Source organism: Pseudoduganella violacea, assembly GCF_014191875.1.
GTDB classification, from domain to species: domain Bacteria; phylum Pseudomonadota; class Gammaproteobacteria; order Burkholderiales; family Burkholderiaceae_D; genus Rugamonas; species Rugamonas violacea_A.
Genome location: NZ_JACHXD010000003.1, coordinates 390,034 through 413,945, shown reverse-complemented (window position 1 = coordinate 413,945; position 23,912 = coordinate 390,034). Strand labels below are relative to the sequence as shown.

Here is a 23,912-nt window from a genome sequence, read left to right as displayed (position 1 = left end):
CAGGATGCACATGCTTATCATCACCATCAAACAGGGCAAGGAAGCGGCCATACTCGCCGGTTCGCCCTGGATCTACCAATCGGCCATCGAGAAAGTCGAAGGCCGTCCCCAGGAAAAAATGAAGGCCGGGGCGACTGCCATCGTGCAATCGTCGGCGCGGCGTTTCCTGGCGCGCGCCGGCTACAGCGCCAAGTCGCAGATCGCCGCCCGTATCTGGACGCTGCGCGAGGACGAGCCGGTGGATCACGCGATGATGAAGCGCCGCGTCAAGGCCGCGCTGGAAAAACGCGCGCCGGCCCTGGCCCAGGCCGCGCCGCAGGAACTGGTGCAACTGATCGATGGCGATGCGGACGGCTTGTCCGGCTTGCTGGTGCATAGCTACGGCGGCAAGGACGGCTATCTGATCTGCCAGTTCCAGTCGGGCGCGGTCGATGCGTGGAAGGTGCCCATCGTGCAGGCGCTGTTGGCCGGGACGGGCTGCCCGAACGTATATGAGCGTTGTGATGCGCTGATGCGCAAGGGCGAAGGCTTGATGGTCAAGCCGGGCGCGCTGGCCGGCGACGAGCCGCCGCAACGTCTGACCGTCAGCCAGGGCGGACGCAACATCCCGATGGACTTGCGCACCGGCTTCGAATACCCGCGCTGAGGCGGCCCGCCTTCAATAGCGCGAGCGCAGATTGAGTCCTAGTTCGCCCTGGCAGGCGGAGCTGAGGCGGAAGGATTCCTCGTCGCTGTCGAAGGCTTTTTGATAGACCTCAATGCGCTGCATCTCGGTCTTGATCATGGGCCAAAGCCAGGTATCGATCTGATTGGCCAGGGCGTCCAGGCCCGCGCCGCTGGCCGCATACAGCGGCGCGCCACGGTAGCGCTTTTCTAGCGCCTGCTGCACCAGTCCCGCCACCTTGGGCAAGTGCTGCAGATAGAGATTGACGTGTTCCATTTCGTGATCGAGCACGGCGCGGTAAGGGCAGCCGGCCGGCGAAAACTCGCGCGCCACATACACTTGCAGGGGAAGATAGCGCAGGTCGACGCTGATCTGCGGCGCCAGGCATTCGCGCCCGTTGCCCGGGTCTTGCAGGACATGGCCATCGATGCTGACTTCAACGCGCGAGGTGGCGGAGGTCAGGCCCAGCATCATGTCGCCGGCGCTATTGTGCACGGCGCGGTTATGCAGCACCTTGGTGGCGACGGTATTGTCCACCGCATAGCCCGCGCTGGAAGACGTCACCTGGAAGCGCGATTGCAGTTCGCTGGCACAGCGCGCTTCGAAGCTCTGCGCCTGCGCCGCGGCACTGGTCGCAAGGCCCAGCAGGACAGGCAAAACGGTACGTATTTTTATTGGCATGATCGTAAGCGCCTTGAGCGTGACCTGCTGTCATTCTACGCCCAAGTCCTTACGTTTTGCTTTTATATCGCTAGTCAAGAAAGATTATTCGAGCGGCACGTTGCGGTAGCGATTTACCTCGACGCTGCTCACCGGGCGCGCATTATTGCCCCATGCGCTGCGCAGATAAGACACCACGGCCGCCACCTCCACATCGTTCAGCGCATGGCTGAACGGCGGCATGCCGTAAGGGCGCGGGTTGCCCGCCGTACCGGGCGGGAAGCCGCCATTCAGCACGATGCGGATGGGATTGACCGCTTCGTCCATGGTCAGCGCGCGGTTGCCGGCCAGCGGCGGATAGGCCGGCGGAATGCCTTCGCCGTTTTCGCCGTGGCAGTCCATGCACTGCGATTTGTAAATCTTCGCGCCCGCCGCCAGGAAGGCGACGGCTTCGCTGCTCTTCTCGCGCTCGTAGGGTTCGGGCTTGCCGTCCGGCGCCGGGAGCGATTTCAGATACAGGGCCATGGCGCCGATATCGGCGTCGTTCAGATGCTGCAGGCTTTGGCGTACCACTTCGGCCATCGGGCCGAAGACGGTGGCGCGCGGCGAGATGCCGGTTTTCAGCAACTGCTCGATATGCGGCGTCTGCCACTCGCCCAGGCCCGCTTCGCGGTCGGAATTGAGCGAAGGCGCATACCAGCCCAGCACCGGGATCATGCCGCCATTCAGGCCGCCATCGCTGGCGCCCAGGGCGTTGCGCGTGCTGTGGCAGGCGATGCAATGGCCCAGGCCCTGCACCAGATAGGCGCCGCGGTTCCATTCGGCCGGCTTGCTATTGTCCGCTTGGTAGACGGCGGGCTTGAAGTACATGGCACGCCACACGGCCAGCGTGAGCTGCTGGTTGTAAGGGAAGCGCAGCTCGTGCGGACGGTTGGCCTGCGGGTGGGCGGGCACGGTCTGGAAGTAGGCGTACAGCGCGTCCGAATCGTCGCGCGTGACCTTGGTGTAATCGGTGTAGGGGAAGGCTGGATAGAGCAGGCGGCCATTTTTCGATTTGCCGTTGTGCAGCGCGTTCCAGAAATCGTCGGCGCTCCAGCTGCCGATGCCGTTTTCCTTGTCCGATGTGATATTGGGCGCGATCACATTACCGAACGGGGTTTGCAGGGCGCGGCCGCCGGCAAAGGCGACGCCGCCGCGCGTGGTGTGGCAGGCCATGCAGTCGCCGGCCTTGGCCAGATAGGCGCCGCGCGCCACTTTCTCGGCCGCAGGCAGCGCTTTGAAGGCGGCGCTGGCCGGCGCGCCCGCGTCGTCCTTGGGCCACAGCCACAACGCAGCGGCGGCCAGCAGAACCAGCAGGCCGGCGAACAGGGTAAGGATTTTTTTCTTCATGAGGCGCCCCTTATTGAGGCACGCCGCCGCATTTCAGCGGCAGCGGCTTGGCGTGGGCGGTGGCGGGGAGGTCGCCGGCGTCGGCCACCTGGGTCGCGAGCCAGCTGGAAACGGCCGCCACATCGGCTTCGCTCAGGCGGCTGGCCACGTCGGCCATGCAGTCCGGCGCATGCGCCTTGCGCTTCTGGTTCTTCCAGGCGCCGAACTGGGAATTGATGTAGTCGCGCGGCAGGCCGACCAGGCCGGGAATGGCGGGCGCCACGCCGGTCAGCTTCTCGCCATGACAGGCCACGCAGGCCGGGATCTTTTTGCCGGCATCGCCTTGCAGCGCCAGGCTGCGGCCGCGTTCGAGCTGGGCCTGGGTGGCGCCGCTGTTTTGCGCCGCCGGGTAGGGCGGATGCTGCTCGGCGAAGTATTCGGCGATTTCGCGCAGGTAGGCGTCCGGCAGCTGCTCCACCATATACGTCATCATCGGATACTGGCGGCGGCCGTCGCGGAAATTCAGCAGCTGGTTATACAGATAGCCGGCCGGTTTGCCGGCGATGCGCGGGAAGAAGGCATCGCTCTGTTCTTTGGCCTTGTGGCAGGCGACGCAGGCCGCCACGCGTTGTTCCAGCGTGTCCGGCAAGGCCGCCGGCGCGGCGGCGGCCAGCAGCGGCAAGGCGGCAGCCAGCGCCGCAATGGCGCTGTTCCGCAGCGAAAACGAAAGAATTGGCATAAAGAGAACCGTTTTGCTTAAAATTGGGCGTTTGTACGGTAAAAGGGACAGGATATACTCCGCCGCCGAAGAAGAACAGGCTCAGAAGGGCAATAGAAACAGGGGATCAGTTTGCAATCCTCGACCGGGAGACGAGTTGAAGCTTTACGAAGCGCTGGCCGAGGAAATCGCCGGCATGATCGCAAAAAATGTGCTGCGGCCCGGGGAGCGCCTGCCGTCCGTGCGCCAGCAGCAGGAGCGGCGCGGCGTCAGCCCATCGACCGTCTTCCAGGCCTACTATCTGCTTGAAGCGCGCGGCGCCATCGAGTCGCGTCCGCGTTCCGGCTACTACGTGGCGCAGCGCCAGCCGCTGGCGCCCGAGCCGGAAGCCTCGCGCCCCGATGGCGTATCGACCGTGGTCGACGTCAGCGAGCTCGTATTTTCCGTGCTGGACGCCGGCCGCGAGCGCAGCAACGTGCCTTTCGGCTCGGCCTTTCCCAGCCCGCTGCTGTTCCCGCTGGAGAAGCTGGGCCGCGCCGCCGCCGCCGCCTTGCGCCGCATCGATCCCTGGAGCACGGTGGCCGATCTGCCGCCGGGCAATGCCGAACTGCGGCGCCAGATCGCGCTGCGCTACCAGCTCGATGGGGTGCAGGTGGCGGCCGACGAAATCGTCATCACCAATGGCGCGCTGGAAGCGCTCAATCTCTGCCTGCAGGCCGTGGCCCATCCCGGCGACACGGTGCTGGTGGAATCGCCCACTTTCTACGCCGCCTTGCAGGCGCTGGAGCGCATCGGCCTGAAGGCGGTCGAAGTGGCGACCCATCCGCGCGAAGGCATGGAACTGGGCGCGCTGGCTGAAGCGCTGGAGCAGCACAAGCCGCAAGCTTGCTGGATCATGACCAGCTTCCAGAATCCGCTGGGCAGTCTGATGCCGCCCGAGAAAAAGCAAGCCCTGGTCGAGCTGCTGGCGCGTTACGATGTGCCGCTGATCGAGGATGATGTGTACGGCGAGCTGTATTTCGGCGCCCAGCGTCCCGCGCTCGCCAAGCGCTACGACGGCAAGGGGCTGGTGATGCACTGCAGCTCCTTTTCCAAATGCCTGGCACCCGGCTTTCGCGTCGGCTGGGCCGCGCCGGGACGCTTCGCGCGCCATGTCGAACGCCTCAAGCTGACCACCAGCCTGGCCGCGGCCATGCCCTCGCAGCTGGCGCTGGCCGAATACCTGGGGCAGGGCGGCTACGACCGCCACCTGCGCCAGTTGCGCGGCGCGCTTGCCGGCCAGCAGGAAAAAATGATGCAGGCGATTGCCCGCCATTTCCCGCCCGGCACCCGGTTTACGCAACCGCAGGGCGGCTACTTCCTGTGGGTCGCCTTGCCGGAGGGCGTCGACGCCCTGGTCCTGCACCGCTGCGCGCTGGCGCACGGCATCAGCGTCGCGCCGGGGCCGATCTTCTCCGCCAAGCGCGCCTTCCGGAACTGTTTGCGCCTGAACTACGGCCACCATTGGGACGCTGACCATGAAGCGGCCATCGCCACCCTTGGCCAGCTCGCCCGCGACCAGCTCCAGGGCTGAGTCCGTGTCCACCTAGGTGCCTGGCACCAGGGTGGACACGGACCCGGCTGTAATCAGGCTGGGGTGGGTGGCTGGGGGCGTGGGCGCCGCACTTTGGGCGGCTTTTGCGGCGGCAGGACGTTGCCGTTGGCGAGCCAGCGGCGGAAGACGCGCAGGGCGACCTGGGCATCGTCGGCGGCGTAGAGGATTTGCTTTTCGCTCAGGCGCGGCGCGGCCCAGTTGGTGGTGGAGATCTTCTTCGACTTTTGCAGCTTCTGGCCGAAGAATTTGGCGACGGCGCTTTTGGCGCCCAGGTCGTTGCGCTGGCCGCCGCGCAAGGCCACGGACAGGTCGACCACTTGCAGCGGTTCGATGCCCAGCTTGGCGCGCACCCGCTTCATATCGTCGGACAGGCCGAAGCCGACCTTCATGGTCTGTTCGGATTCGAGTATGGCTTTGAGCGCCGGCAGCAGCGGTCCCACGTGCGGCCCGACCTGGAACAGATAGGCCAGTTCGTCGCTGGCCAGCTGGATCAGATGCGGGCCGTCGGAATGCTGGCCCTTCTGGAACGTCGGCTTCGATTCGGTATCGAAGCCGATCACGTCCGACGCCAGCAGCGCCGCCTGCGCCGCTTCGGCGTCGGCCGCGGAACGCACCAGCCGCACTTGATCCAGCGTGATGCCAGGGTAGGGCGGCAGCTCGGCTTCCTGCTGCGCGGTTTCGCTCATCAGCCTTTGCGCGAGAATTTGGCGGTCAGCTGTTCCAGCTTTTCCTGGCGGCGGCGGTTCGCTTCCTCGGCCGCGGCGGCGTCGCGCTCGGCCTTCTTGCGTTCGGCTTCCTTCTTGAAGCGCTCCTGCAGCACATCCTTGGCGTGCTTGCGGTGCACGTCGGTGACTTCCGCGCCTTCGCTGCCATCGAGGTTGAAGCGCAGCTTGGCTTTTTCCATGACGCGCAGATAGCGCTGCGAGCCGGTGTGGATGCCGAGCGCGGCGCGCATCAGTTTGCGGTCGATTTCCGGCAGCTGGGCCAGGATCTGCTTGTCGATGCCGATCGACAGCGGCAGGCAGTCGCGGAAGGCGGGGAATTGCGTTTGCAGTTGCTTGAGCAGGGCGCGGGCCGAAGTCGGTGCGGCGCCTGCGGCGGCCGGTGCCGGCGCGGCGGCGCTGTTGTCGGTGGCCGGCGGCGTAGGGGTAAGGCTAGTGTTCATGAACTTCAATGGTTAATCAAGAGCCGCCAGCATACCATGCGCGACCTGCGCGCGCAGTGCAAATTAGGCCATGATGTTGTTTTGACTATCATTTTACCGATGCGGCGGCGCGTCAAAAGATGTATAATGACCGACGCACCAAAAGCAGGGCGGTGCGGATTCAGTTTGGTAAAGAGTGTCTGACCCGGCGTTGCTGGCTGGGTTATATGGTTTCTGCATGGCCGATATGGGATCTATCCATTATCCCGATGTCACGCGATAGGGCATAATCCGCCCTCTCTTCTATTCAGCACTGAATACAACGGAAGCAAAGCCCGTACAGCGGGCTTTTTTCATTCCGATAGCTCCCCGAACTTAAGCGCCATCGAGACCGAAACGCGGACTGGGTGGATTATTCACTTTTTCGCCGCGACCTGCCGGGTCTCGCACTGAGAGATATTTAATGACGAAAACGCCGAAAACCCTAACGTTGTCCGCCAAACCCCGCACCGCTTCGGCGCAGCTGGCTGTACCAAAGACGAGTTTATCTTACGTCATCGACAATGCTCAGGAAGCTGCCGGCAAACCCGTCACCGTAGTGAAGAAGACCCGCTCCCGCCTGGCCGCCGTGGCCGCCGATGACGTGGCAAGCGCTGCGCCGGAAGCCGTGGAAGCCAATGAGGTCGCGGAAGCGGCTGCCGCCGAGAAGACCGTGAAAGTGGCGCGCAAGACCGGCGCGGCCACCGCCGTCTCGCTGGCCGCGCCCGGTGGCGCCGCTGCCGCTGCCGCCGCCAAGCCGACCGTGACGCGCGCCCGCAAAGCCAAGGCGGAAGCGGCCCCCGTCACCGTGACCAGCGGCCCGGCCGCCGTCAGCCAGGTGACCGACGCCGCCACCCTGGCCGCCATCGACACCTCCGGCTACCTGCTGCCGCAGGTGAAAGTGCCGGGCCGCCGCGGCCGCAAGCCGAGCGAATTCACGCCGGAAAACGATGAAGTGGCCGCGCTGAACGCGGTCGAACGCGCCGAACTGAAGGCCGTGTCGAAGGCGCGCGAGCGCAAGGCCAAGGGCCTGGATGCGCTGGGCATGGACGCCAACGCCTCGGCCGAAGACCTGGAAAAACGCCGCCTGCAGTTCAAGAACCTGATCAATATGGGCAAGGACCGCGGCTTCCTGACCTATGCCGAGATCAACGACCAGCTGCCGGAAAACATCATCGATCCGGAAGCGATCGAAGGCATCATCGCCACCTTCAACGATATGGGCATCGCCGTCTACGAGCGCGCGCCGGACGCGGAAAGCCTGCTGTTGAGCGACAGCGTGGCCACCGCCGCCAGCGACGATGAAGTGGAAGCGGCCGCCGCCACCGCGCTGTCGACCGTCGATTCCGACTTCGGCCGCACCACCGACCCGGTGCGCATGTATATGCGCGAAATGGGCGCCGTGGCCCTGCTGACGCGCGAAGGCGAGATCGAGATCGCCAAGCGCATCGAAGGCGGCCTGCGCGACATGATCCAGGCCATCTCCGCCTGCCCCACCACCATCGCCGAGATCGTGGCCCTGGCGCAGAAGATCGAAAACGACGAGACCAAGGTCGATGAAGTGGTGGACGGTTTCGTCGACCTGAACGAGGTTGGCAGCACGCCGGCCGCCAGCGCGCCGGCCGCCGCTTCCTCCGATGACGAGGATGAGGAAGAAGAGCTGGAGGAAGAGGAAGAAGAGGGCGACGCCAATGGCGGCGCGGCCGGCTTCTCGACCGAGCAGCTGGCGCAACTGAAGATCGATGCGCTGGAAAAATTCGCCATCATCTCCAACCAGTACGACAAGATGCGCCGGGCCTCCGGTGGCTACGGCTCGCCGGCCTACATGAAGGCGCAGGACATCATCTCCAACGAGCTGCTGGGCATCCGCTTCACCGCGAAAGTGGTGGAAAAGCTGTGCGACACCCTGCGCGGCCAGATGGAGCAGGTGCGCAGCATCGAGCGCGCCGTGCTGGAACTGTGCGTGAACAAATGCGGCATGCCGCGCGCCCACTTCATCAAGGTCTTCCCGGGCAATGAATGCGACCTGGATTGGGTGGACGGCGAAGTCGACGCCGGCTATCCCTACAGCGCGGTGCTGGGCCGTAACGTGCCCGCCATCAAGGAGCTGCAGAACAAGATGATCGACCTGCAGGAACGCGTGGCGCTGCCGCTGGCCGACCTGCGCAAGATCAACAAGCAGATGGCCGCGGGCGAGAAGCGCGCCCGCCACGCCAAACGCGAAATGACGGTGGCCAACCTGCGTCTGGTGATTTCGATCGCGAAGAAGTACATCAACCGCGGCCTGCAATTCCTCGACCTGATCCAGGAAGGCAATATCGGCCTGCTCAAAGCGGTCGATAAATTCGAATACCGCCGCGGCTACAAGTTCTCGACCTATGCCACCTGGTGGATTCGCCAGGCCATCACCCGTTCCATCGCTGACATGGCGCGCACCATCCGCGTGCCGGTGCACATGATCGAGACCATCAACAAGATGAACCGCATCTCGCGCCAGATCATGCAGGAAACCGGCAGCGAGCCGGATCTGGCCACCCTGGCGGTGAAGATGGAAATGCCGGAAAACAAAGTCCGCGAAATCATGAAGATCGCCAAAGAGCCGATTTCCATGGAAACCCCGATGGGCGAGGACGGCGATTCCCAGCTGGGCGACTTCATCGAGGACAACACCACGCTGGCGCCGCTGGATGCGGCCCTGCACGCCTCGATGCGCAATGTGATCAAGGAAGTGCTGGACTCCCTGACCCCGCGCGAAGCGAAAGTGCTGCGCATGCGCTATGGCGTGGAAATGTCGAACGACCACACGCTGGAAGAAGTGGGCAAGCAGTTCGACGTGACGCGCGAACGTATCCGCCAGATCGAAGCGAAGGCCATGAGCAAACTGCGCCAGCCATCGCGCTCGGACAAGCTGAAGACCTTCCTGACGCAGAACTAAGCTGCGCAGGCAAGAAGAAGGATGTCAGGCCGCAAGGCCTGGATCGGAAGGGGAGGCTGCGGCCTCCCTTTCTTTTTTTCGCCCCGGCAGGCGCGCGGCCAGCACGCAGCTTGGCTCGGCGCCGCCGTCATCGAGTTCGCCGCCGATGGCGGCAATGCGTTCGCGGATGGCGATCTTGGGCAGGTCGTTGCCGTCGCTGAAGCGGCTGGGCAGGCCGTCATGGCTGATGGTCAGGAACAGCGTGTCGTTCAGCATGCGCAGCGAGACGTCGACGTGGCTGGCCTGGGCCGTGGCGACGATATCGGCCAGCGCCTCCTGGATGATGCGAAACACGGCCCAGGTGCGGCGCTGTTCCAGTTGCTGGGGCGCGATTTCCTCCGGCAGGTGCAGTTGGCAAACCAGACCGCTGTCGCGCCGGATGCGCTTCAGCAGCCAGTCCACGGCGGCCGGCAGGCCCAGTTCCAGGGTGCTTGGATGCAGTTCGTTGATGATGGCGCGCACCACGGCGATGCTGTGGTCCAGCGTGGCCAGCACGCGCCGGCTCTCGGCATGCAGCAACGGATGGCTGGGCCGCGTGCGCGCGTGCAGCATGGAGACGTCGATCTTCAGCGCCATCAGGGTCTGGCCCAGTTCATCGTGGGCTTCGCGGGCGATGCGCTGGTGCTCGTTTTCGCGCGCCATTTCCACATAGTCGCTCAGTTCGCGCAACTGGCGCAGCGAGGTTTGCAGCGCGGCCTTGGCCTGTTCCCGTTCGCTAATGTCGATGAACATGCCGATCAACATTTCAGGTTCGCCGGCGGCGTTGAACATGGGTTTTTTGAAGGTCTGCACCTGGCGGCTAGCGTCCAGGCCCGCATCCCACAGCAGCTCCTCGCGCACCACCAGGCCGCGCGCGGTGAAGGAGGCGCGGTCGTTGGCGAGAAAGGCCGCCATCTGCTCCGGCGGCCAGAATTCCTCGCCGACCTTGCCCTGCAATGAGTCGAAGGGCACGCCAAACATTTGTTCGCAAGCGTGGTTCATCATCACGAAGCGCGACTGGGCATCCTTGATGAAGGTCGGCACCGGCATGGTGGCCACCAGTTCGGTCAGCCAGCGCAGGCGCTGCGCCTGCGCGTCGCCTTGTTCCTCACGCTGCTGCAGTTCCGCGCGCAAACGCCGGTTGGCGGCGTGCTGGGCGAGCAGGGCGGCGGCCAAAGCGCAGGAAAATAGGCTGATGAGCAGGGTGGGCATAAAACCATTGTAAATACTCGTTGCTTGATTGTCTTTCTTTTTCGGTAATTTTCGATTCCGCACTGCGGCATAAAAACCGCGGGCTGCGGCTGGAGGGAAAATGCGCGATGACTTATTATTTCGGCACTACACACCGGATATAAGGATATCGGAATGAAAGTATGCATCGTGGGGGCCGGCGCCATCGGCGGTTTTCTCGGCACGCGGCTGGCGGCCGCCGGCGTTTGCCAAACCAGCGCGCTGGCGCGCGGCGCCACGCTGGAGGCGCTGCGCCGTCACGGCTGGCGCTTGCAGACGGCTGATGGCCTGGTGACGGCGCCGGCCGTCGCGGCGGCCGACGCCGCGCAGCTGGGCGTGCAGGATCTGGTCATCATCGCGGTCAAGGCCCCCGCGCTGCCCGAGGTGGCGGCGTCCATTGCGCCGCTGCTGGGACCGGAGACCATGGTGCTGCCGGCCATGAACGGCGTGCCGTGGTGGTTCGTGGAAGGCAATCCGGTGCTGGGGCGCGAGCCGCTGCACAGCGTCGATCCCGGCGGCCGCATCGGCGCGGCCATTCCATACGAGTCGCTGCTGGGCTGCGTGATCCATGCCAGCACCTTCACCACCGAGCCAGGGCTGGTGCAGCACAAGATGGGGCGCGGTCTGATCGTCGGCGAGGCGGCGGGCGGCGAATCGGAACGCGCGCGCCGCGTGGTCCAGCTATTCGGACAGGCCGGCTTCGATGCCACGCTGTCGCCGCGCATCCGCTACGACATCTGGTACAAGCTGTGGGGGAATATGACGACCAATCCCGTCACCGCGATGACGGGCGCCACCGCCGATCGCCTGCTCGACGACCCGCTGGCCAGCGCTTTCTGCCAGGCCGCCATGCGCGAAGCGGCGGCCATCGGCCAGCGCATCGGCTGCGAAATCACGGAGTCGCCGGAAGACCGGCATCAGGTCACGCGCAAGCTGGGCGCTTTCCGCACGTCGATGCTGCAGGATGTGGAGGCGGGGCGGCCGATCGAGCTTGATGGCCTGGTGACGGTGGTGCGGGAGATCGGCCAGCGCGTCGGTGTGGCGACGCCGAATATCGACGCGCTGCTGGGCTTGACCCGCCTGTTCGCGCGGGTGCGGGGGCTGTATCCGGAGGAAGCGCTTAAACCTTCCTGACGAATTCCGATTTCAGGCTCATGGCGCCGAAACCGTCGATCTTGCAGTCGATATCGTGATCGTTGTCGACCAGGCGGATATTCTTCACCTTGGTGCCTTGCTTGATCACGCCGCCCGAACCTTTTGGCTTGAGATCCTTGATAACGGTGACAGTATCCCCATCCTGCAGGACATTGCCGGAGGCGTCGCGGTAGACGCGCACGCTGTCAGCCGCGTCGGCGGCGCCGGCCGACCATTCGTGCGCGCATTCCGGGCACACCAGCATGGCGCCGTCCTCGTAGGTGAATTCGGACTGGCATTGAGGGCAAGGTGGCAGGGTACTCATAATGATTTTGTTCCAGACAAAAGCAGTAGTATACAACCTGAGGCAGGAGCGGCAGTGAAGGAATTGGAAAACCCCATCTGGACGGCGCTCATCAGCGCCCAGTCCCATCTGGCGCAGGCGGCCGGTGCCGCGCTGTGCTTCCCCTCCGATATCGCGCCTTTCGGCGCCGTGGCGGAGCCGGACCTCCTGCTGGATGACGAGGCGCTGCTGCGGATCGGCGCGGGCAATTACTTCCTCGGCGCGCTGCCACGGCTGGCGTCCGGCTGGCAGCTGAAGGAGCTCGGCGCGGTGCTGCAAATGGTGTATCAGGGCGGCGCGCTGGCCGCGCCACCCGCCGCCGCCATCTGCGAATTGGCGGCGGACGATCCCGCCATGCAGGCGCTGACGGCATTGGCCTTTCCCGGCTATTTCCGCCCGCGCACCGGTGAGCTGGGCCGCTATATCGGCTTGCGCGAGGCGGGCCGGCTGATCGCCTTGAGCGGCGAGCGCATGGACCTGGGCCGCTGGCGCGAGATCAGCGCGGTCTGCACTCATCCCGAGCATACGGGGCGGGGCCATGCGCGCCTGCTGGTCAGCCATATCATGCACGGCATGCTGGAACAGGGCGTCACGCCGATGCTGCATGTGGGCGCGGCCAACGCGCGCGCCCGCGCGCTGTACCAAAGCATGGGCTTTGCGCCCACCCGCGAACTGCGCCACGCGCAACTGACTAAATAATGTAAACAGTATATGCAAGAGACGCCGCCCATCCCCGCCGACACCCATGCCTTCGCCGCGCTGCGCCCGCGCCTGTTCGCCATCGCCTATCGCATGCTCGGCACGCGTGCCGATGCCGAGGACATCCTGCAGGACGCCTGGCTGCGCTGGTATGGCAGCGACAAGAGCGCGGTGCAATCGTCCGAAGCCTGGCTGGTGACGATCGTGACCCGGCTTTCCATCGACCGCCTGCGCGCCGCCAAGGCCGAGCGCGAATCCTATGTGGGCTGGTGGTTGCCCGAGCCGCTGGTCGAGGCGCTGGATGAAAATACGCCGGAAGCGGCGGCTGAAATGGCGAGCGAGCTGTCGATGGCCTGTATGTGGGTGCTGGAGCGCCTGTCGCCCGAGGAGCGCGCCGCCTTCCTGCTGCGCCAGGTCTTCGACCATGACTACGCCGAAGTGGCTGAGCTGATCGGCAAGAGCGAAGCGGCCTGCCGCCAGATGGTGCACCGCGCCAGCGAGCGCGTGCAGCAGGACCGGGTGCGCTTCGAGGTGCCAAAAGAAGCCCACCGCAGCCTGCTCGCCAAATTCATGCAGGCCGCCGGCAGCGGCCAGCGCGATGCGATCAAGGCGCTGCTGGATGAGGATGTCACGCTGGTGGGCGATGGCGGCGGCAAAGTGCCCTCCTTCCATGGCCGGGTGGGCGGCACCGACTTCGTGGCCGACCTGTACGCCGGCATGCTGGCCAAACATGGCGGCCAGATCGTCTACCGCATGGCCATGGTCAATGGCGAGCCGGGTTTCCTGCGCTATGTGGAAGGCAAGCTGGAATCGGCCCAGAGTTTCGTGGTGGACGGCGAGCGCATTGTCGGCATCTACGCCGTGCGCAATCCGGACAAGCTGGCCGGCCTGCCGCAGACGATTTAAGATTTTTTAAATTTTTTTGCGCAAAGCTGTCACAAGCCGGATGCGTGCCGCGTCTTATGGGTATGGAAGCCGCAAAGGGCGGTTTCCGCTACCAACCGAAAGGCATACTATGAGCGCCAAAGCACGCATCGCATACTACCAACTGGCCCCGAAAGGCTTCCAGAACCTGCTGGCCCTGTCCAACGGCCTGCGCACCGAACTCCTGGGCAAGCGCCTGGTGGACCTGGTCCTGCTGCGCGTCTCGCAGATCAACGGCTGCGCTTACTGCATCGACATGCACTGGCGCGACCTGATCAAGATGGAAGTCGAACCGCGCCACGCCAACGCCGTCGCCGGCTGGCGCGAAGCTCCCTTCTTCACCGAACGCGAACGCGCTGCCCTGCATTGGGCCGAGCTGGTGACCGGCATCCCGCGCACCGACCCGAGCGACGCCGAATTCGCCCAGTTGCAGCAGCACTTCAGCGACGAGGAAATCGCCGAACTGGGCTTCGTCATCGTCACCATCAACGCCTGGAACCTGCTCAACGTCAGCTTGCGCAATCCGATCCCGCTGGAGGCTTGAGCCGACGGCCTAGTCGCCCGCCTTCACGCTGCCCATGCCCTGGACCGATTTGTTCAGGGTTTTGGGGTGGCCGTAGTAGCTCATATTGCCCATGCCGCGCACGACGGCGTTCAGGGTGCCGCTGGCGTAGATGCTGACGTCGCCCATGCCTTCGAAATTGACGTCGGCGTTTTCGGCCAGCAGAGCCTTGGTATTGACTTCGCCCACGCCTTGGGCTTTCAGGCGCAGCAGCTTGACCTTGCCGCTCGCCTCCAGGCGGCCGGCGCCGCGATAGCTGATGTCCACGCGCTCGCCGGCCAGATTGCGCAAAATGGTTTCGCCCGCGCCTTCCTGCTGGTATTTGCTCAGCGCCGGCACGGTGATGACGATGTCCATGCCGTCCAAGGTTTTGCTCTTCTGGCGGTCCTTGTCCTTGTAGTAGAGCAGCAGTTCGCCGTTGACGACCTGGGTTTCAACCTGGGTGATGTAATCCTCGCGCCCGCGGATGACGACGGACTGCGCCTTGCCCGCCTCGACCTTGATCACGAAGGGGCCGCGGCTGTTGACGGCGTTGAAGGGCGCCAGCTTGCGGCTTTCTTCGGCGGCGTGGACGGAGGCGGAGAACAGCAGGGTGGTGAGCAGCAGCGTACGCAGCATGGCGGTGTCCTTCTTATAATGGTTGTGATGAAAACATTGTACGTAGTTTCGCGTACCGCTGGCCGGCTTGCGACGAACGGCCGCTTTTCGCCGATGAAATGCAAAATATGCTAACTTTGCGGCCTTTACCCGCCAGCGAAGAGGAAACACCCGTGGACTGGAGCAGCAACCCCCACCGCATCACCGATCCGCAGGCGCTCGAAGCGCTGTACGGCAAGCCGGGCCAGGCTTCCGTCGTCAAGGAAGTCGATTACATCCACCCGCATTACCGCGCCTTCATCGAGGCGGCGCCTTTCGCCGTGCTGGCGACGGCCGGCCCTGACGGCCTGGATGCTTCGCCGCGTGGCGATCCGGCCGGTTTCGTCGTGGTGGAAGATGAAAAGACCTTGCTGCTGCCGGACCGGCGCGGCAATAACCGCGTCGATAGCCTGCGTAATATCGTTGCCGATCCGCGCGTGGCGCTGCTGTTCATGGTGCCGGGCGTGGGCGAAACCCTGCGCGTGCATGGCCGCGCCGCGATTCTCGTCGACCCGCCATTGCTGGAGCGCTTTGCCGTCGATGGCAAGGCGCCGCGCACGGTGCTGGCGGTGCGGGTGGAGTCGGTGTTTTTCCAGTGCTCTCGCGCCTTGATCCGTTCGCGCCTGTGGCAGCCGGACGCGCAGCGCGAGCCGGCCAGCCTGCCCAGCCTGGGCACGGTGCTGCAGGAGTTGAGCAAGTCCGCCATCGACGGTGTCCAGTACGACCGCGACCTGCCGGGCCGCCTGCAAACCACGCTGTATTAAAAAAACGCCGCCCGCCATTGCTGGCGCGGGCGGCGTTTTCCTTGCGGCCGAAAAGTCTTAGCCGGTGTTGCGCAGGCCCGCTGCCACGCCGTTGATGGACAGGTGGATGCCGCGGTGCACGCGCGGGTCCGCCAGATCCGATTCCGCGCTGAGGGTGCGGCGGCGCTTGATCAATTCAACCTGCAAGTGGTTGAGCGGATCGAGGTAGGGGAAGCGGTTGGTGATGGAACGCGCCAGCAGCGGATTGCCGGCCAGGCGGTCGCGCGCGCCGGTGATCGCTTCCAGGCATTCCAGCGTGAGCGCGTATTCCTCGGTGATGCGCTTGAAGATGCGCTCGCGCAGTTCCTTGTCCGCCACCAGCTCGGCGTAGCGCGAGGCGATCGCCAGGTCGGTCTTGGCCAGCACCATGTCCATATTCGACAGCAGAGTGGCGAAGAAGGGCCAGTGCTGCACCATATCGCGCAACTGGGCCAGGCGCTCTTCGCGCTTGCCCGCCGCCATCCAGCCGCCCACGGCGCTGCCGAAGCCGTACCAGCCCGGCAGCAGCAGGCGGCATTGGCCCCAGGAGAAGCCCCAGGGAATGGCGCGCAAGTCTTCGATGCGCTTGGTCGACTTGCGCGAGGCGGGACGCGAACCGAGGTTCAGCTCCGCGATTTCGGCAATCGGCGTGGCGGCGAAGAAGTAGTCGGTGAAGCCCGGGGTTTCGTACACCAGGTTGCGGTAAGCCTTGTAGGCCAGGCCGGAAATCTCGGCCATCACGGATTCGAAACGCGCCAGCTGGGTCTTCTGGCCCTGGTCCGAGGCGGGCGGGGTCAGGCTCGCTTCCAGCGTGGCGGCCACCAGCAGCTCCAGGTTGCGGCGCCCGATTTCGGCGTTGGAGAACTTGGAGGCGATGATCTCGCCCTGTTCGGTCAAGCGGATCTGGCCGTTTACCGTGCCCTTGGGCTGGGCCAGGATGGCTTCATAGCTTGGGCCGCCGCCGCGGCCGACCGTGCCGCCGCGGCCATGGAACAGGCGCAGCTTGACGCCGGCTTTGGCGAAGATCTCGACCAGGCTGACCTCGGCCTTGTACAGTTCCCAGTTGGAGGTGAGGAAGCCGCCGTCCTTGTTGGAGTCGGAATAGCCCAGCATCACTTCCTGGATCTGTCCCTGCTTGGCGATCAGCTGCTTGACCAGCGGCAGGGCCATCACGCTTTCCATGATGCCGGCCGCGCGCTGCAGGTCGGGAATGGTCTCGAACAGCGGGATCACCATCAGGTCGAGCGTGCTCTCGCCCTCGGCGCTGCGGCGCAGCAGGCCGGTTTCCTGCTGCAGCACCAGCACTTCCAGCAGGTCGGACACGGTTTCCGTGTGCGAGATGATGTAGTTGCGGATGGCGCGCGCGCCGTAGCGCTGGCGGATTTCGCGCGCCGCGCGCAGGATGGTCAGCTCGGAATCGGTTTCGGCCGAGTACTCGAGATAGGGCGAGAACAGCAGGCGCGATTGCGCCAGCTCGGCCAGCAGCAGCTTGACCTTGGCATCCTCGTCCAGCGCCGCGTAGTCGGCCTGCACGCCGGCCTTGGCGAACAGCTCGGCCAGCACGCGCTCGTGGATGTCCGAACTCTGGCGCATATCCAGCGACGCGAGGTGGAAGCCGAAGATGTCGGCGGCGCGTTTCAGCGTCGTCAGGCGCGGGCGGGCCAGGGCGCCGCCGTGGTTGGCGTCCAGCGAATCGATCAACAGTTGCAGGTCGGCCGAGAAGGCGGCTGGACTGGCATACGGCTCGGCGTGGCCCACTTCCTTGCGCAGGATATTGGTGGCGCCCAGTTCGCGCGCCGTGCTGGCCAGACGCGCATAGATGCCGATCAGGGCGCGGCGGTAAGGTTCGTCGGAACGGTGGTCCGAGGTGTCGGGCGAAGCGTCGGCCAGGGCTTGCAGTTCGGGACTGCAGCGTACGATCTGGGTCGACAAGGACAGCTCGGCGCCCAGGGCATGGGCCTCGTCCAGGTAAAAGTCCATGATGGTGGTGGCCTGGCGCTCCAGCGCGTGGCGCATGGTGCCGGCGTTCACATTCGGATTGCCATCGCGGTCGCCGCCGATCCAGCTGCCCATTTGCACGTAGGGCGCATTGATCTGCGCTTCGGGCGTGCCGTACTGGCCGGCGATATCGGCTTCGATATCGTCATACAGGGCCGGCAGCTCGCGCAGGAAGGTGATGCGGTAGTAGGACAGCGCATTTTCGATCTCGTCGGCCACGGTCAGCTTGGAGTAGCGCAGCATGCGGGTCTGCCACAGCGTGGCGACGCGGGCGCGCAGCATATGCTGGTTGGCGGCGCGCTCCTTCGGCGTCAGCGGCATGTCGCGTTCGGCCAGCAGGCGGGCGATATCGTGTTCCGCGTCGAGGATGGATTTGCGCTGCACTTCGGTGGGGTGGGCCGTGAGCACCGGGGAAATCAGGGCGTCCTGGAAGAAGCCCTTGACGGTGTCTTCACCCACGCCCGCCTCCTTCAGCTTGCACAGGGCATGGCCGATGCTGCCGCGCTGCGGCGTGGAGCCGGCCAGCAGGTGGGCGCGGCGGCGCCGGATGTGGTGCTGGTCCTCGGCGATATTGGCCAGGTGGGAGAAGTAGGAGAAGGCGCGCACTACCGAAATGGTCTGCTCCTTGGTGAGGATCTTGAGCATGCCGTCCAGTTCCTTGGCGGCGCCGACGTCGGCTTCGCGGCGGAAGCGCACGGCGGTCTGGCGGATGGTCTCGACCACGGCGAAGACCTCTTCGCCCTCCTGTTCCCGCAAGACGTCGCCGAGCAGGCGGCCCAGCAGGCGGATATCTTCTTTCAATGGCGCGTCTTTATCGGCGCCGGCTTGTTCGTCGGTTGCACTAGCTTGTTTTACCATAATTGATGAGTCACAAAGATGATGTATGTCGGTGCAAAGGCTTTTGGCCACGGCTGCAAGGGGGAAGCGCATGCTAAAATTTATAGTCTTAAAACATGCACAGTAACTGGCCAACGCCGGTGAGCGTCAGCAACAGCGAAAGAACAGTTTTGAAAACATCCGAATTGGCCCAACAGATCCCGTCCAGATTGGTGATCGCCTCGCGCGAAAGCCGGCTCGCCATGTGGCAGGCCGAGCATGTCCGCGCGCGCTTGTCTTTATTATATCCGCAGTGCAGCGTTGAAATTCTCGGAATGACGACGCGCGGCGATCAAATTCTCGACCGCACCCTGTCCAAGGTCGGCGGCAAGGGCCTGTTCGTCAAGGAGCTGGAGGTGGCGATGGCCGAAGGCCGCGCCGATCTGGCGGTGCATTCGCTGAAAGACGTGCCGATGGAGCTGCCCGCAGGCTTTGCCTTGGCCGCCGTGCTGGAACGCGAAGACCCGCGCGACGCCTTCGTCTCCAGCGATTACGCCTCGCTCGATGCGCTGCCGGCCGGCGCCGTCGTCGGCACCAGCAGCCTGCGCCGCCAGTCGCTGATCGCGGCGCGCTACCCGCACCTGGTCATCAAGCCGCTGCGCGGCAATCTGGATACCCGCCTGGCGAAATTGGACCGTGGCGACTACGCCGCCATCATCCTGGCCGCCGCCGGCCTGAAACGCCTGGGCCTGGAACAGCGCATCCGCGCCGTGCTGGACCCGGCCACCAGCCTGCCGGCCGCAGGCCAGGGCGCCATGGCCATCGAAATCGCCGAGCGCAATGATGGCCTGGACCTGTTGTCCCTGCTGGCGCCGCTGAACCACCTGCCGACCGCGCAGGCCGTGGCGGCCGAGCGCAAGGTGTCCAAGGTCTTTGGCGGCAGCTGCCAGGTGCCGCTGGCCGCTTACGCCACCGTCACCGGCGCCGACATGCACCTGCGCGCCATGGTCGCCACGCCGGACGGCAAGCGCATGGCCGCCGCCGAGGTGCGCGGCGCCGCCGCCGATGCCGAGGCGCTCGGCGTGGAAGTATCGGAACTGCTGCGCCAGCAGGATGCGGTCGACATCCTGTCGGTCTGCCTGGCGGAAGCCGCAGCCAGCCCGGATGCCTGACGCCGTCATCATCACCCGCCCCCTGGCGCAAGCGCAGCCGCTGGCTGAGCGCGTGGCAGCGCTCGGCCGTCCGGTCGAGGTGCTGCCGCTGCTGGAGATCGCGCCGCTGGCCGATGCCGCGCCGCTCAAGGCCGCGCTGGCCGACCTGGCCGCGTACGCCATGGTGTTCTTCGTCTCGCCCAACGCCATCGACGCCGCCTTCGCCCATATCGCGGCCTGGCCGGCCGGCGTGACGCTGGCCGTGCTGGGCGAAGGCAGCCGCCTGGCGCTGGCCGCCCACGGCATCACGCCGGACAAGGCGCAGATCGTGAGTTCGGCCGAGGCCGAATTCAGCGATTCCGAACACCTGCTGCAAACCCTGGACCTGGCGGCCCTGCGCGGCAAGCGCGTGCTGATCGTGCGCGGCGAAAGCGGGCGTGAACTGATGGCCGATGGCTTGCGCGCGGCGGGCGTCGAAGTCCAGTTCGTGGCGGCCTACCGCCGCAGCGTGCCGCGGCTCGACGCGGCGCTGGCGGCCCGCCTGCACGCGCTGCTGGCCCGGCCCAACGATTGGTTCATCACCAGCTCGGAAGCCTTGCGCGGCCTGTTGGCCCTGGTGGCCGAAGCCGAGGGGGAAGCCGGCGTTGCAAAAATGCAACAACAACACTTGATCGTGCCCCATGCCAGGATTGCCGAGTCGGCAAATGCCCTGGGCTGTCATCGGGTCACGCTCACAGGATCAGGCGACGAGCGCTTGCTCGCCGCGTTACAATGACGACCATGAACGAATTGCCTACCTTACCAGATCCAGCCAAGCAGGCAGCCGACGCGGCGCCGCAAGCCACCGTGGACGCGCAAGCCACGGGCGCTGCGGGGACTCCGCCGCTGCCGCCTGTACCACCGCCCGCCGCGCCAACGCCGGCGTCCGGCCCGTCCTCCACCGACATCTGGCAGCGCCGCCTGGCGTTTGCCGTGCTGCCGCTGGCCATTTTGCTGGCCGCGCAAGCTTGGTCATCGCACAAGCAGATCCGCGGCCTGCGCGAAGAGCTGGCGCGCCGCCTGCAAAAGAGCGACGCCTCCAATGTGGAGACCGGCCAGCTGGTGCGCTCGGTGCAGGAATCGACCAAGGAATTGCAGATCAAGGCCGGCCTGCTGGAAGGCCGCCAGCTGGAAGCGCAAAGCCAGCAGCTGGCGCTGGAACAGCTCTACCAGGATCTGTCGAAGAACCGCGACGAGTGGGCGCTGGCCGAGATCGAGCAAGTGCTGTCCACCGCCAGCCAGCAGCTGCAGCTGGCCGGCAATGTGCCGGGCGCGCTGATCGCGCTGCAGAATGCCGACCGCAGCCTGTCGCGTTCCGACAAGCCGCAATTCATCACCATCCGCCGCGCCATCGCCAAGGACACGGAAAAGCTGAAAGCCCTGCCGAGCGTGGATTCGGTGGGCCTGGCCGTGCGCCTGGATAACGTCATCGCCCAGATCGACACCCTGCCCATGCTGTCGGACGAGAAGCCGACCCTGCCCGCGCCGCCGGAGAAGAAGGTGGCCGCCAAGCCGGCCAAGGCCCATGGCAAGGGCGGCAAGCCTGCCGCGCCGGAACCGGTGGAAGAGCCGACATTGCTGCAAAAAGCCCAGGGCGTCTGGGGCGAGTGGACCGGCGAGATGTGGACCGATGTGCGCCAGCTGATCCGCGTGCGCAGCATCGAAACGCCGGACGCGCTGATGCTGTCGCCGACCCAGGCTTACTTCCTGCGCGAGAACCTGAAACTGCGCCTGCTGAACGCGCGCATGGCCTTGTTGTCGCGCAACGAGGCTGCTTTCCGCGCCGACCTGCTGGCGGCGCAGGAATCGCTGCACAAGTATTTCGACACCCGCGCCAAGCAGACCCAGACCGTGCAAGCCTTGCTGCGCCAGGTCCAGGGCAGCAATCTGTCGATCGAAATGCCGACGCTGGCCGACAGCCTGAACGCCGTGCGCAATTACAAAGCGAAGCCATAAGCCATGCGTCTATTCTTCTGGTTACTCGCTTTGATGGCCGCGGCCATCGGTATCGCCGTGACGGCGCGCTTCAACCCGGGCAATGTGGTGCTGTTCTACCCGCCGTACCGCATCGACCTTTCGCTCAACTTCTTCGTGGTGCTGGAACTGCTGGCCTTCGCCGTGCTGTATGTGGCGCTGCGCGCGCTGCGCGCCACGATGAAGATGCCGGGCCGCGTGGCCGCCTACCGCCAGCAAAAGCGTGAGCGCGACGGCAACAAGGGGCTGCGCGACGCGCTCAAGGCGCTGTTCGAAGGCCGTTTCGGCCATGCCGAAAAAGCCGCGCTGCGCGCTGCCGACCTGCCGGAAAACGCCGGCGTGGCAGCCCTGATCGGCGCCCGCGCCGCCCACCGCATGCAGCAGCACGCCCGCCGCGACAGCTGGCTGGCCCGCATCCAGGACGACAACGGCATGAAGACGGCGCGCCTGATGACGGCCACCGAGCTGCTGGTGGACGACCACAAGCCGGAAGCGGCGCTGGAAGCGGTGCGCGAGCTGAACGCCAGCGGCACGCGCCACATCCACGCCCTGCAATGGTCGCTCAAGGCCCAGCAGCAGGCCAAGAACTGGCCCGAGGTGCTGCGCCTGGTGCGCTCGCTGGACAAGCACAAGGCGCTGCATCCCGCCTTGTCGGCCCGCTTGCGCGAGCTGGCGTATGATGATCTGCTGTCGGACAAGTCGCACGACACCGAGTCGATCCGCCGCGTCTGGGCCTCGATCCCCGGCGCCGACCGCATCAAGCCATATATTGCCTGCCGCGCCGCCACCGCACTGAACGCGCGCGGCCTGCATAACGATGCGCGCCAGGTGGCCGAAGAAGCGCTGGCGGCGAACTGGGACGAGCGCGTCGTGCGCGCCTACCGCGAAGCCGCCGCGCCGGCCGGATCGGCCGCGCTGCTGGCCCAGATCGAGCATTGCGAACGCTGGATGCAGGCCCGTCCCACCGAGCCGGAGCTGGCGCTGACCCTGGGTTCCCTGTGCCTGAAACAGAAGTTGTGGGGCAAAGCCCAGCGCTATCTGGAGCAAGCCCTGTCCGACGCCGACGGCCCGCAAATGGTGCGCGAAGCCCACCTCAAACTGGCCCAGCTGCACGAAGCCCTGCAGCAGCCCGAGGAAGCCGCCAACCACTACCGCCAGTGCGCCCTGGCCACCATCCTCTAAGCCGAAACTCAAAAGCCCGCTGTCCAGCGGGCTTTTTACTTTGGGCGCAGCCGGGCTGTATGCAGGAAGCGAAGAATTTCAATCTCTCCTGCTTTGATTTGATAGAGCACGATAAATGGTGAGCGGCTGATAACCAGTTCCCGCGTGCCAGGAATAGCGCCAGGCCTGCCAAGCTCGGGGAAGCGCAACAGCATATCGGTCTGGCGCTCAATGGAGAGAAGCTGCCGCAGCGCAGCCTCCGGAGCATTGCGCGCAATACGCTCAATGGCTGCCCAAGGCTCCTTTCTTGCTCGCGTTGTCCAGGCCAGCAACATTATTTTTTCTTGCGCTGAGCAGCAATCAAGGCTTCAAGCTCGGCGCGCTGCCGCGCCATGTCTTCTTTAACAACTTCGTGTGGAATCCACTCGCAATTGGGATCGTTGGCCTCGGCAATGCCGGCTTCGACCTGGGCGCGGAACCAGGCTTCGTACTCGGCTTCGTCCTCGGGCGGCAGGAAGTCGTCGTCATCGTCGGAGGGGAGGGGCTGGTCGGAAAGCATAAAGTACCTCTTTGTGTGATTTTCCATTGTACGCCGCCGTTGCGGGCGCGCCTTGCGACGCCGCATTTGGTGCGCGATTCGCGCTGGTGCGCCGCACAAGCGGGCGGCACTTCGCTATAATGTCGCGGTTAGACAATTCAAAAGTATTAACGAGGAAAATCATGAGCTTGAATAAAGTGCCGTCCGGCCGCGACCTGCCGAACGATTTCAACGTCATCATCGAAATCCCGATGAATGCCGATCCGATCAAGTATGAAGTTGACAAGGAATCCGGCGCCATCTTCGTGGACCGCTTCATGGGCACCGCGATGCACTACCCGTGCAACTACGGCTATGTGCCGAACACCCTGTCCAACGACGGCGACCCGGTCGACGTGCTGGTGATCACCCCGTTCCCGCTGATCCCAGGCGTGGTGGTGCGTTGCCGCGCCATCGGCGTATTGAAAATGACCGACGAATCCGGTGAAGACGCCAAAGTGCTGGCCGTGCCAGTCGATAAAGTCCTGCCGATCTACAAACACTGGCAGAAGCCGGAAGACCTACAAGACCTGCGTCTGCAGCAGATCCAGCACTTCTTCGAGCACTACAAAGACCTGGAGCCAGGCAAGTGGGTGAAGGTGGACGGCTGGTTCGGTCCAGAAGAAGCCAAAGCCGAAATCCTGCACGGCGTCGAGCAGTACAAAAAAGAAAACCCGGAAGGCTAAGCGCTTTCGCGGCGATTCAGCCAGAGGCACCGCGAGGTGCCTTTTTTATGTCTAGAGAGA

24 protein-coding genes are annotated in these 23,912 nt (G+C 65.0%); 13 read left to right on the top strand and 11 right to left on the bottom strand.

Annotated elements, in window-relative coordinates:
- The first annotated feature begins 10 nt into the window (after positions 1 to 10).
- Positions 11 to 646 (top strand): class I SAM-dependent rRNA methyltransferase, encoded by a 636-nt coding sequence (locus FHS03_RS07760; protein WP_183440425.1) that lies wholly within the window; start codon positions 11 to 13, stop codon positions 644 to 646.
- 12 nt (positions 647 to 658) lie between these two features.
- On the opposite strand, the gene FHS03_RS07755 is transcribed toward FHS03_RS07760, so the two are convergent.
- The 3 genes from FHS03_RS07755 to FHS03_RS07745 all read right to left on the bottom strand — a co-directional run bounded on the left by FHS03_RS07755 (position 659) and on the right by FHS03_RS07745 (position 3,431).
- The gene (locus FHS03_RS07755) at positions 659 to 1,345 is read right to left on the bottom strand and encodes a hypothetical protein (RefSeq protein ID WP_183440424.1); all 687 of its coding nucleotides are present in this window, start codon (positions 1,343 to 1,345) and stop codon (positions 659 to 661) included.
- A gap of 84 nt (positions 1,346 to 1,429) precedes the next feature.
- Positions 1,430 to 2,713 carry a cytochrome c gene (locus FHS03_RS07750; RefSeq protein ID WP_183440423.1) on the bottom strand — a complete coding sequence of 428 codons (1,284 nt, stop codon included), beginning with the start codon at positions 2,711 to 2,713 and terminating at the stop codon, positions 1,430 to 1,432.
- Between the two features lie 10 nt (positions 2,714 to 2,723).
- Positions 2,724 to 3,431, bottom strand: coding sequence for a c-type cytochrome (locus tag FHS03_RS07745; RefSeq protein WP_183440422.1), 708 nt, complete (start codon positions 3,429 to 3,431; stop codon positions 2,724 to 2,726).
- Positions 3,432 to 3,567: 136 nt separating this feature from the next.
- Between FHS03_RS07745 and FHS03_RS07740 the strand changes: the two genes are divergently transcribed.
- Entirely contained in the window at positions 3,568 to 4,983 is a 1,416-nt protein-coding gene (locus tag FHS03_RS07740; protein WP_183440421.1) for an aminotransferase-like domain-containing protein, read from the top strand.
- Between the two features lie 53 nt (positions 4,984 to 5,036).
- On the opposite strand, the gene FHS03_RS07735 is transcribed toward FHS03_RS07740, so the two are convergent.
- Together FHS03_RS07735 and FHS03_RS07730 are read right to left on the bottom strand one after the other, a co-directional pair.
- Complete coding sequence (locus FHS03_RS07735; RefSeq protein WP_183440420.1) at positions 5,037 to 5,690, bottom strand: 3'-5' exonuclease; 654 nt, start codon at positions 5,688 to 5,690, stop codon at positions 5,037 to 5,039.
- Positions 5,690 to 6,169: a ProQ/FINO family protein gene (locus FHS03_RS07730; protein ID WP_183440419.1), complete on the bottom strand. Its 480-nt coding sequence runs from the start codon at positions 6,167 to 6,169 to the stop codon at positions 5,690 to 5,692. The genes FHS03_RS07735 and FHS03_RS07730 overlap by 1 nt, the downstream gene beginning before the upstream one ends.
- Before the next feature lie 442 nt (positions 6,170 to 6,611).
- On the opposite strand from FHS03_RS07730, the gene rpoD reads away from it, so the two are divergent.
- Positions 6,612 to 9,122, top strand: coding sequence for an RNA polymerase sigma factor RpoD (gene rpoD, locus FHS03_RS07725; RefSeq protein ID WP_183440418.1), 2,511 nt, complete (start codon positions 6,612 to 6,614; stop codon positions 9,120 to 9,122).
- A gap of 24 nt (positions 9,123 to 9,146) precedes the next feature.
- On the opposite strand, the gene FHS03_RS07720 is transcribed toward rpoD, so the two are convergent.
- Positions 9,147 to 10,352, bottom strand: coding sequence for a PAS domain-containing sensor histidine kinase (locus FHS03_RS07720; RefSeq protein ID WP_183440417.1), 1,206 nt, complete (start codon positions 10,350 to 10,352; stop codon positions 9,147 to 9,149).
- A 153-nt stretch (positions 10,353 to 10,505) separates the two neighbouring features.
- Here FHS03_RS07720 and FHS03_RS07715 point away from each other — a divergent pair, with 153 nt between their 5' ends.
- Positions 10,506 to 11,504: a 2-dehydropantoate 2-reductase gene (locus tag FHS03_RS07715; RefSeq protein ID WP_183440416.1), complete on the top strand. Its 999-nt coding sequence runs from the start codon at positions 10,506 to 10,508 to the stop codon at positions 11,502 to 11,504.
- On the opposite strand, the gene FHS03_RS07710 is transcribed toward FHS03_RS07715, so the two are convergent.
- A complete protein-coding gene (locus tag FHS03_RS07710) occupies positions 11,491 to 11,829 on the bottom strand; it encodes a zinc ribbon domain-containing protein YjdM (protein ID WP_183440415.1) in 339 nt (112 codons plus the stop codon). The two genes, FHS03_RS07715 and FHS03_RS07710, sit on opposite strands and share 14 nt — an antisense overlap.
- Positions 11,830 to 11,883: 54 nt before the next feature.
- On the opposite strand from FHS03_RS07710, the gene FHS03_RS07705 reads away from it, so the two are divergent.
- The 3 genes from FHS03_RS07705 to FHS03_RS07695 all read left to right on the top strand — a co-directional run bounded on the left by FHS03_RS07705 (position 11,884) and on the right by FHS03_RS07695 (position 14,014).
- A complete protein-coding gene (locus tag FHS03_RS07705) occupies positions 11,884 to 12,546 on the top strand; it encodes a GNAT family N-acetyltransferase (RefSeq protein ID WP_183440414.1) in 663 nt (220 codons plus the stop codon).
- Positions 12,547 to 12,558: 12 nt separating this feature from the next.
- Positions 12,559 to 13,452: an RNA polymerase sigma-70 factor gene (locus FHS03_RS07700; RefSeq protein ID WP_183440413.1), complete on the top strand. Its 894-nt coding sequence runs from the start codon at positions 12,559 to 12,561 to the stop codon at positions 13,450 to 13,452.
- A gap of 109 nt (positions 13,453 to 13,561) precedes the next feature.
- Entirely contained in the window at positions 13,562 to 14,014 is a 453-nt protein-coding gene (locus tag FHS03_RS07695; RefSeq protein WP_183440412.1) for a carboxymuconolactone decarboxylase family protein, read from the top strand.
- Between the two features lie 9 nt (positions 14,015 to 14,023).
- Here the strand turns inward: FHS03_RS07695 and FHS03_RS07690 are convergent, their stop codons facing one another.
- Positions 14,024 to 14,650: a GIN domain-containing protein gene (locus tag FHS03_RS07690; RefSeq protein WP_183440411.1), complete on the bottom strand. Its 627-nt coding sequence runs from the start codon at positions 14,648 to 14,650 to the stop codon at positions 14,024 to 14,026.
- Between the two features lie 98 nt (positions 14,651 to 14,748).
- On the opposite strand from FHS03_RS07690, the gene FHS03_RS07685 reads away from it, so the two are divergent.
- The gene (locus FHS03_RS07685) at positions 14,749 to 15,432 is read left to right on the top strand and encodes a pyridoxamine 5'-phosphate oxidase family protein (protein WP_221208069.1); all 684 of its coding nucleotides are present in this window, start codon (positions 14,749 to 14,751) and stop codon (positions 15,430 to 15,432) included.
- 57 nt (positions 15,433 to 15,489) lie between these two features.
- On the opposite strand, the gene ppc is transcribed toward FHS03_RS07685, so the two are convergent.
- Entirely contained in the window at positions 15,490 to 18,306 is a 2,817-nt protein-coding gene (gene ppc / locus FHS03_RS07680) for a phosphoenolpyruvate carboxylase (protein WP_183440409.1), read from the bottom strand.
- A gap of 95 nt (positions 18,307 to 18,401) precedes the next feature.
- Between ppc and hemC the strand changes: the two genes are divergently transcribed.
- The 4 genes from hemC to FHS03_RS07660 are packed head-to-tail and all read left to right on the top strand — an operon-like array spanning position 18,402 to position 22,610.
- Positions 18,402 to 19,436, top strand: a complete 1,035-nt coding sequence (gene hemC, locus FHS03_RS07675; protein ID WP_183440408.1) for a hydroxymethylbilane synthase — start codon at positions 18,402 to 18,404, stop codon at positions 19,434 to 19,436.
- Complete coding sequence (locus FHS03_RS07670) at positions 19,429 to 20,190, top strand: uroporphyrinogen-III synthase (RefSeq protein WP_183440407.1); 762 nt, start codon at positions 19,429 to 19,431, stop codon at positions 20,188 to 20,190. Before hemC ends, FHS03_RS07670 begins: the two co-directional genes overlap by 8 nt.
- 5 nt (positions 20,191 to 20,195) lie before the next feature.
- Positions 20,196 to 21,410 (top strand): uroporphyrinogen-III C-methyltransferase, encoded by a 1,215-nt coding sequence (locus FHS03_RS07665; RefSeq protein ID WP_183440406.1) that lies wholly within the window; start codon positions 20,196 to 20,198, stop codon positions 21,408 to 21,410.
- Between the two features lie 3 nt (positions 21,411 to 21,413).
- Positions 21,414 to 22,610, top strand: a complete 1,197-nt coding sequence (locus tag FHS03_RS07660; protein ID WP_183440405.1) for a heme biosynthesis protein HemY — start codon at positions 21,414 to 21,416, stop codon at positions 22,608 to 22,610.
- Positions 22,611 to 22,645: 35 nt separating this feature from the next.
- Here the strand turns inward: FHS03_RS07660 and FHS03_RS07655 are convergent, their stop codons facing one another.
- Together FHS03_RS07655 and FHS03_RS07650 are read right to left on the bottom strand one after the other, a co-directional pair.
- The gene (locus tag FHS03_RS07655) at positions 22,646 to 22,924 is read right to left on the bottom strand and encodes a type II toxin-antitoxin system RelE/ParE family toxin (RefSeq protein ID WP_183440404.1); all 279 of its coding nucleotides are present in this window, start codon (positions 22,922 to 22,924) and stop codon (positions 22,646 to 22,648) included.
- Complete coding sequence (locus FHS03_RS07650; RefSeq protein ID WP_183440403.1) at positions 22,924 to 23,148, bottom strand: hypothetical protein; 225 nt, start codon at positions 23,146 to 23,148, stop codon at positions 22,924 to 22,926. The genes FHS03_RS07655 and FHS03_RS07650 overlap by 1 nt, the downstream gene beginning before the upstream one ends.
- Before the next feature lie 161 nt (positions 23,149 to 23,309).
- On the opposite strand from FHS03_RS07650, the gene ppa reads away from it, so the two are divergent.
- Positions 23,310 to 23,852 (top strand): inorganic diphosphatase, encoded by a 543-nt coding sequence (ppa, locus tag FHS03_RS07645; RefSeq protein ID WP_050408558.1) that lies wholly within the window; start codon positions 23,310 to 23,312, stop codon positions 23,850 to 23,852.
- Positions 23,853 to 23,912 lie beyond the last annotated feature (60 nt).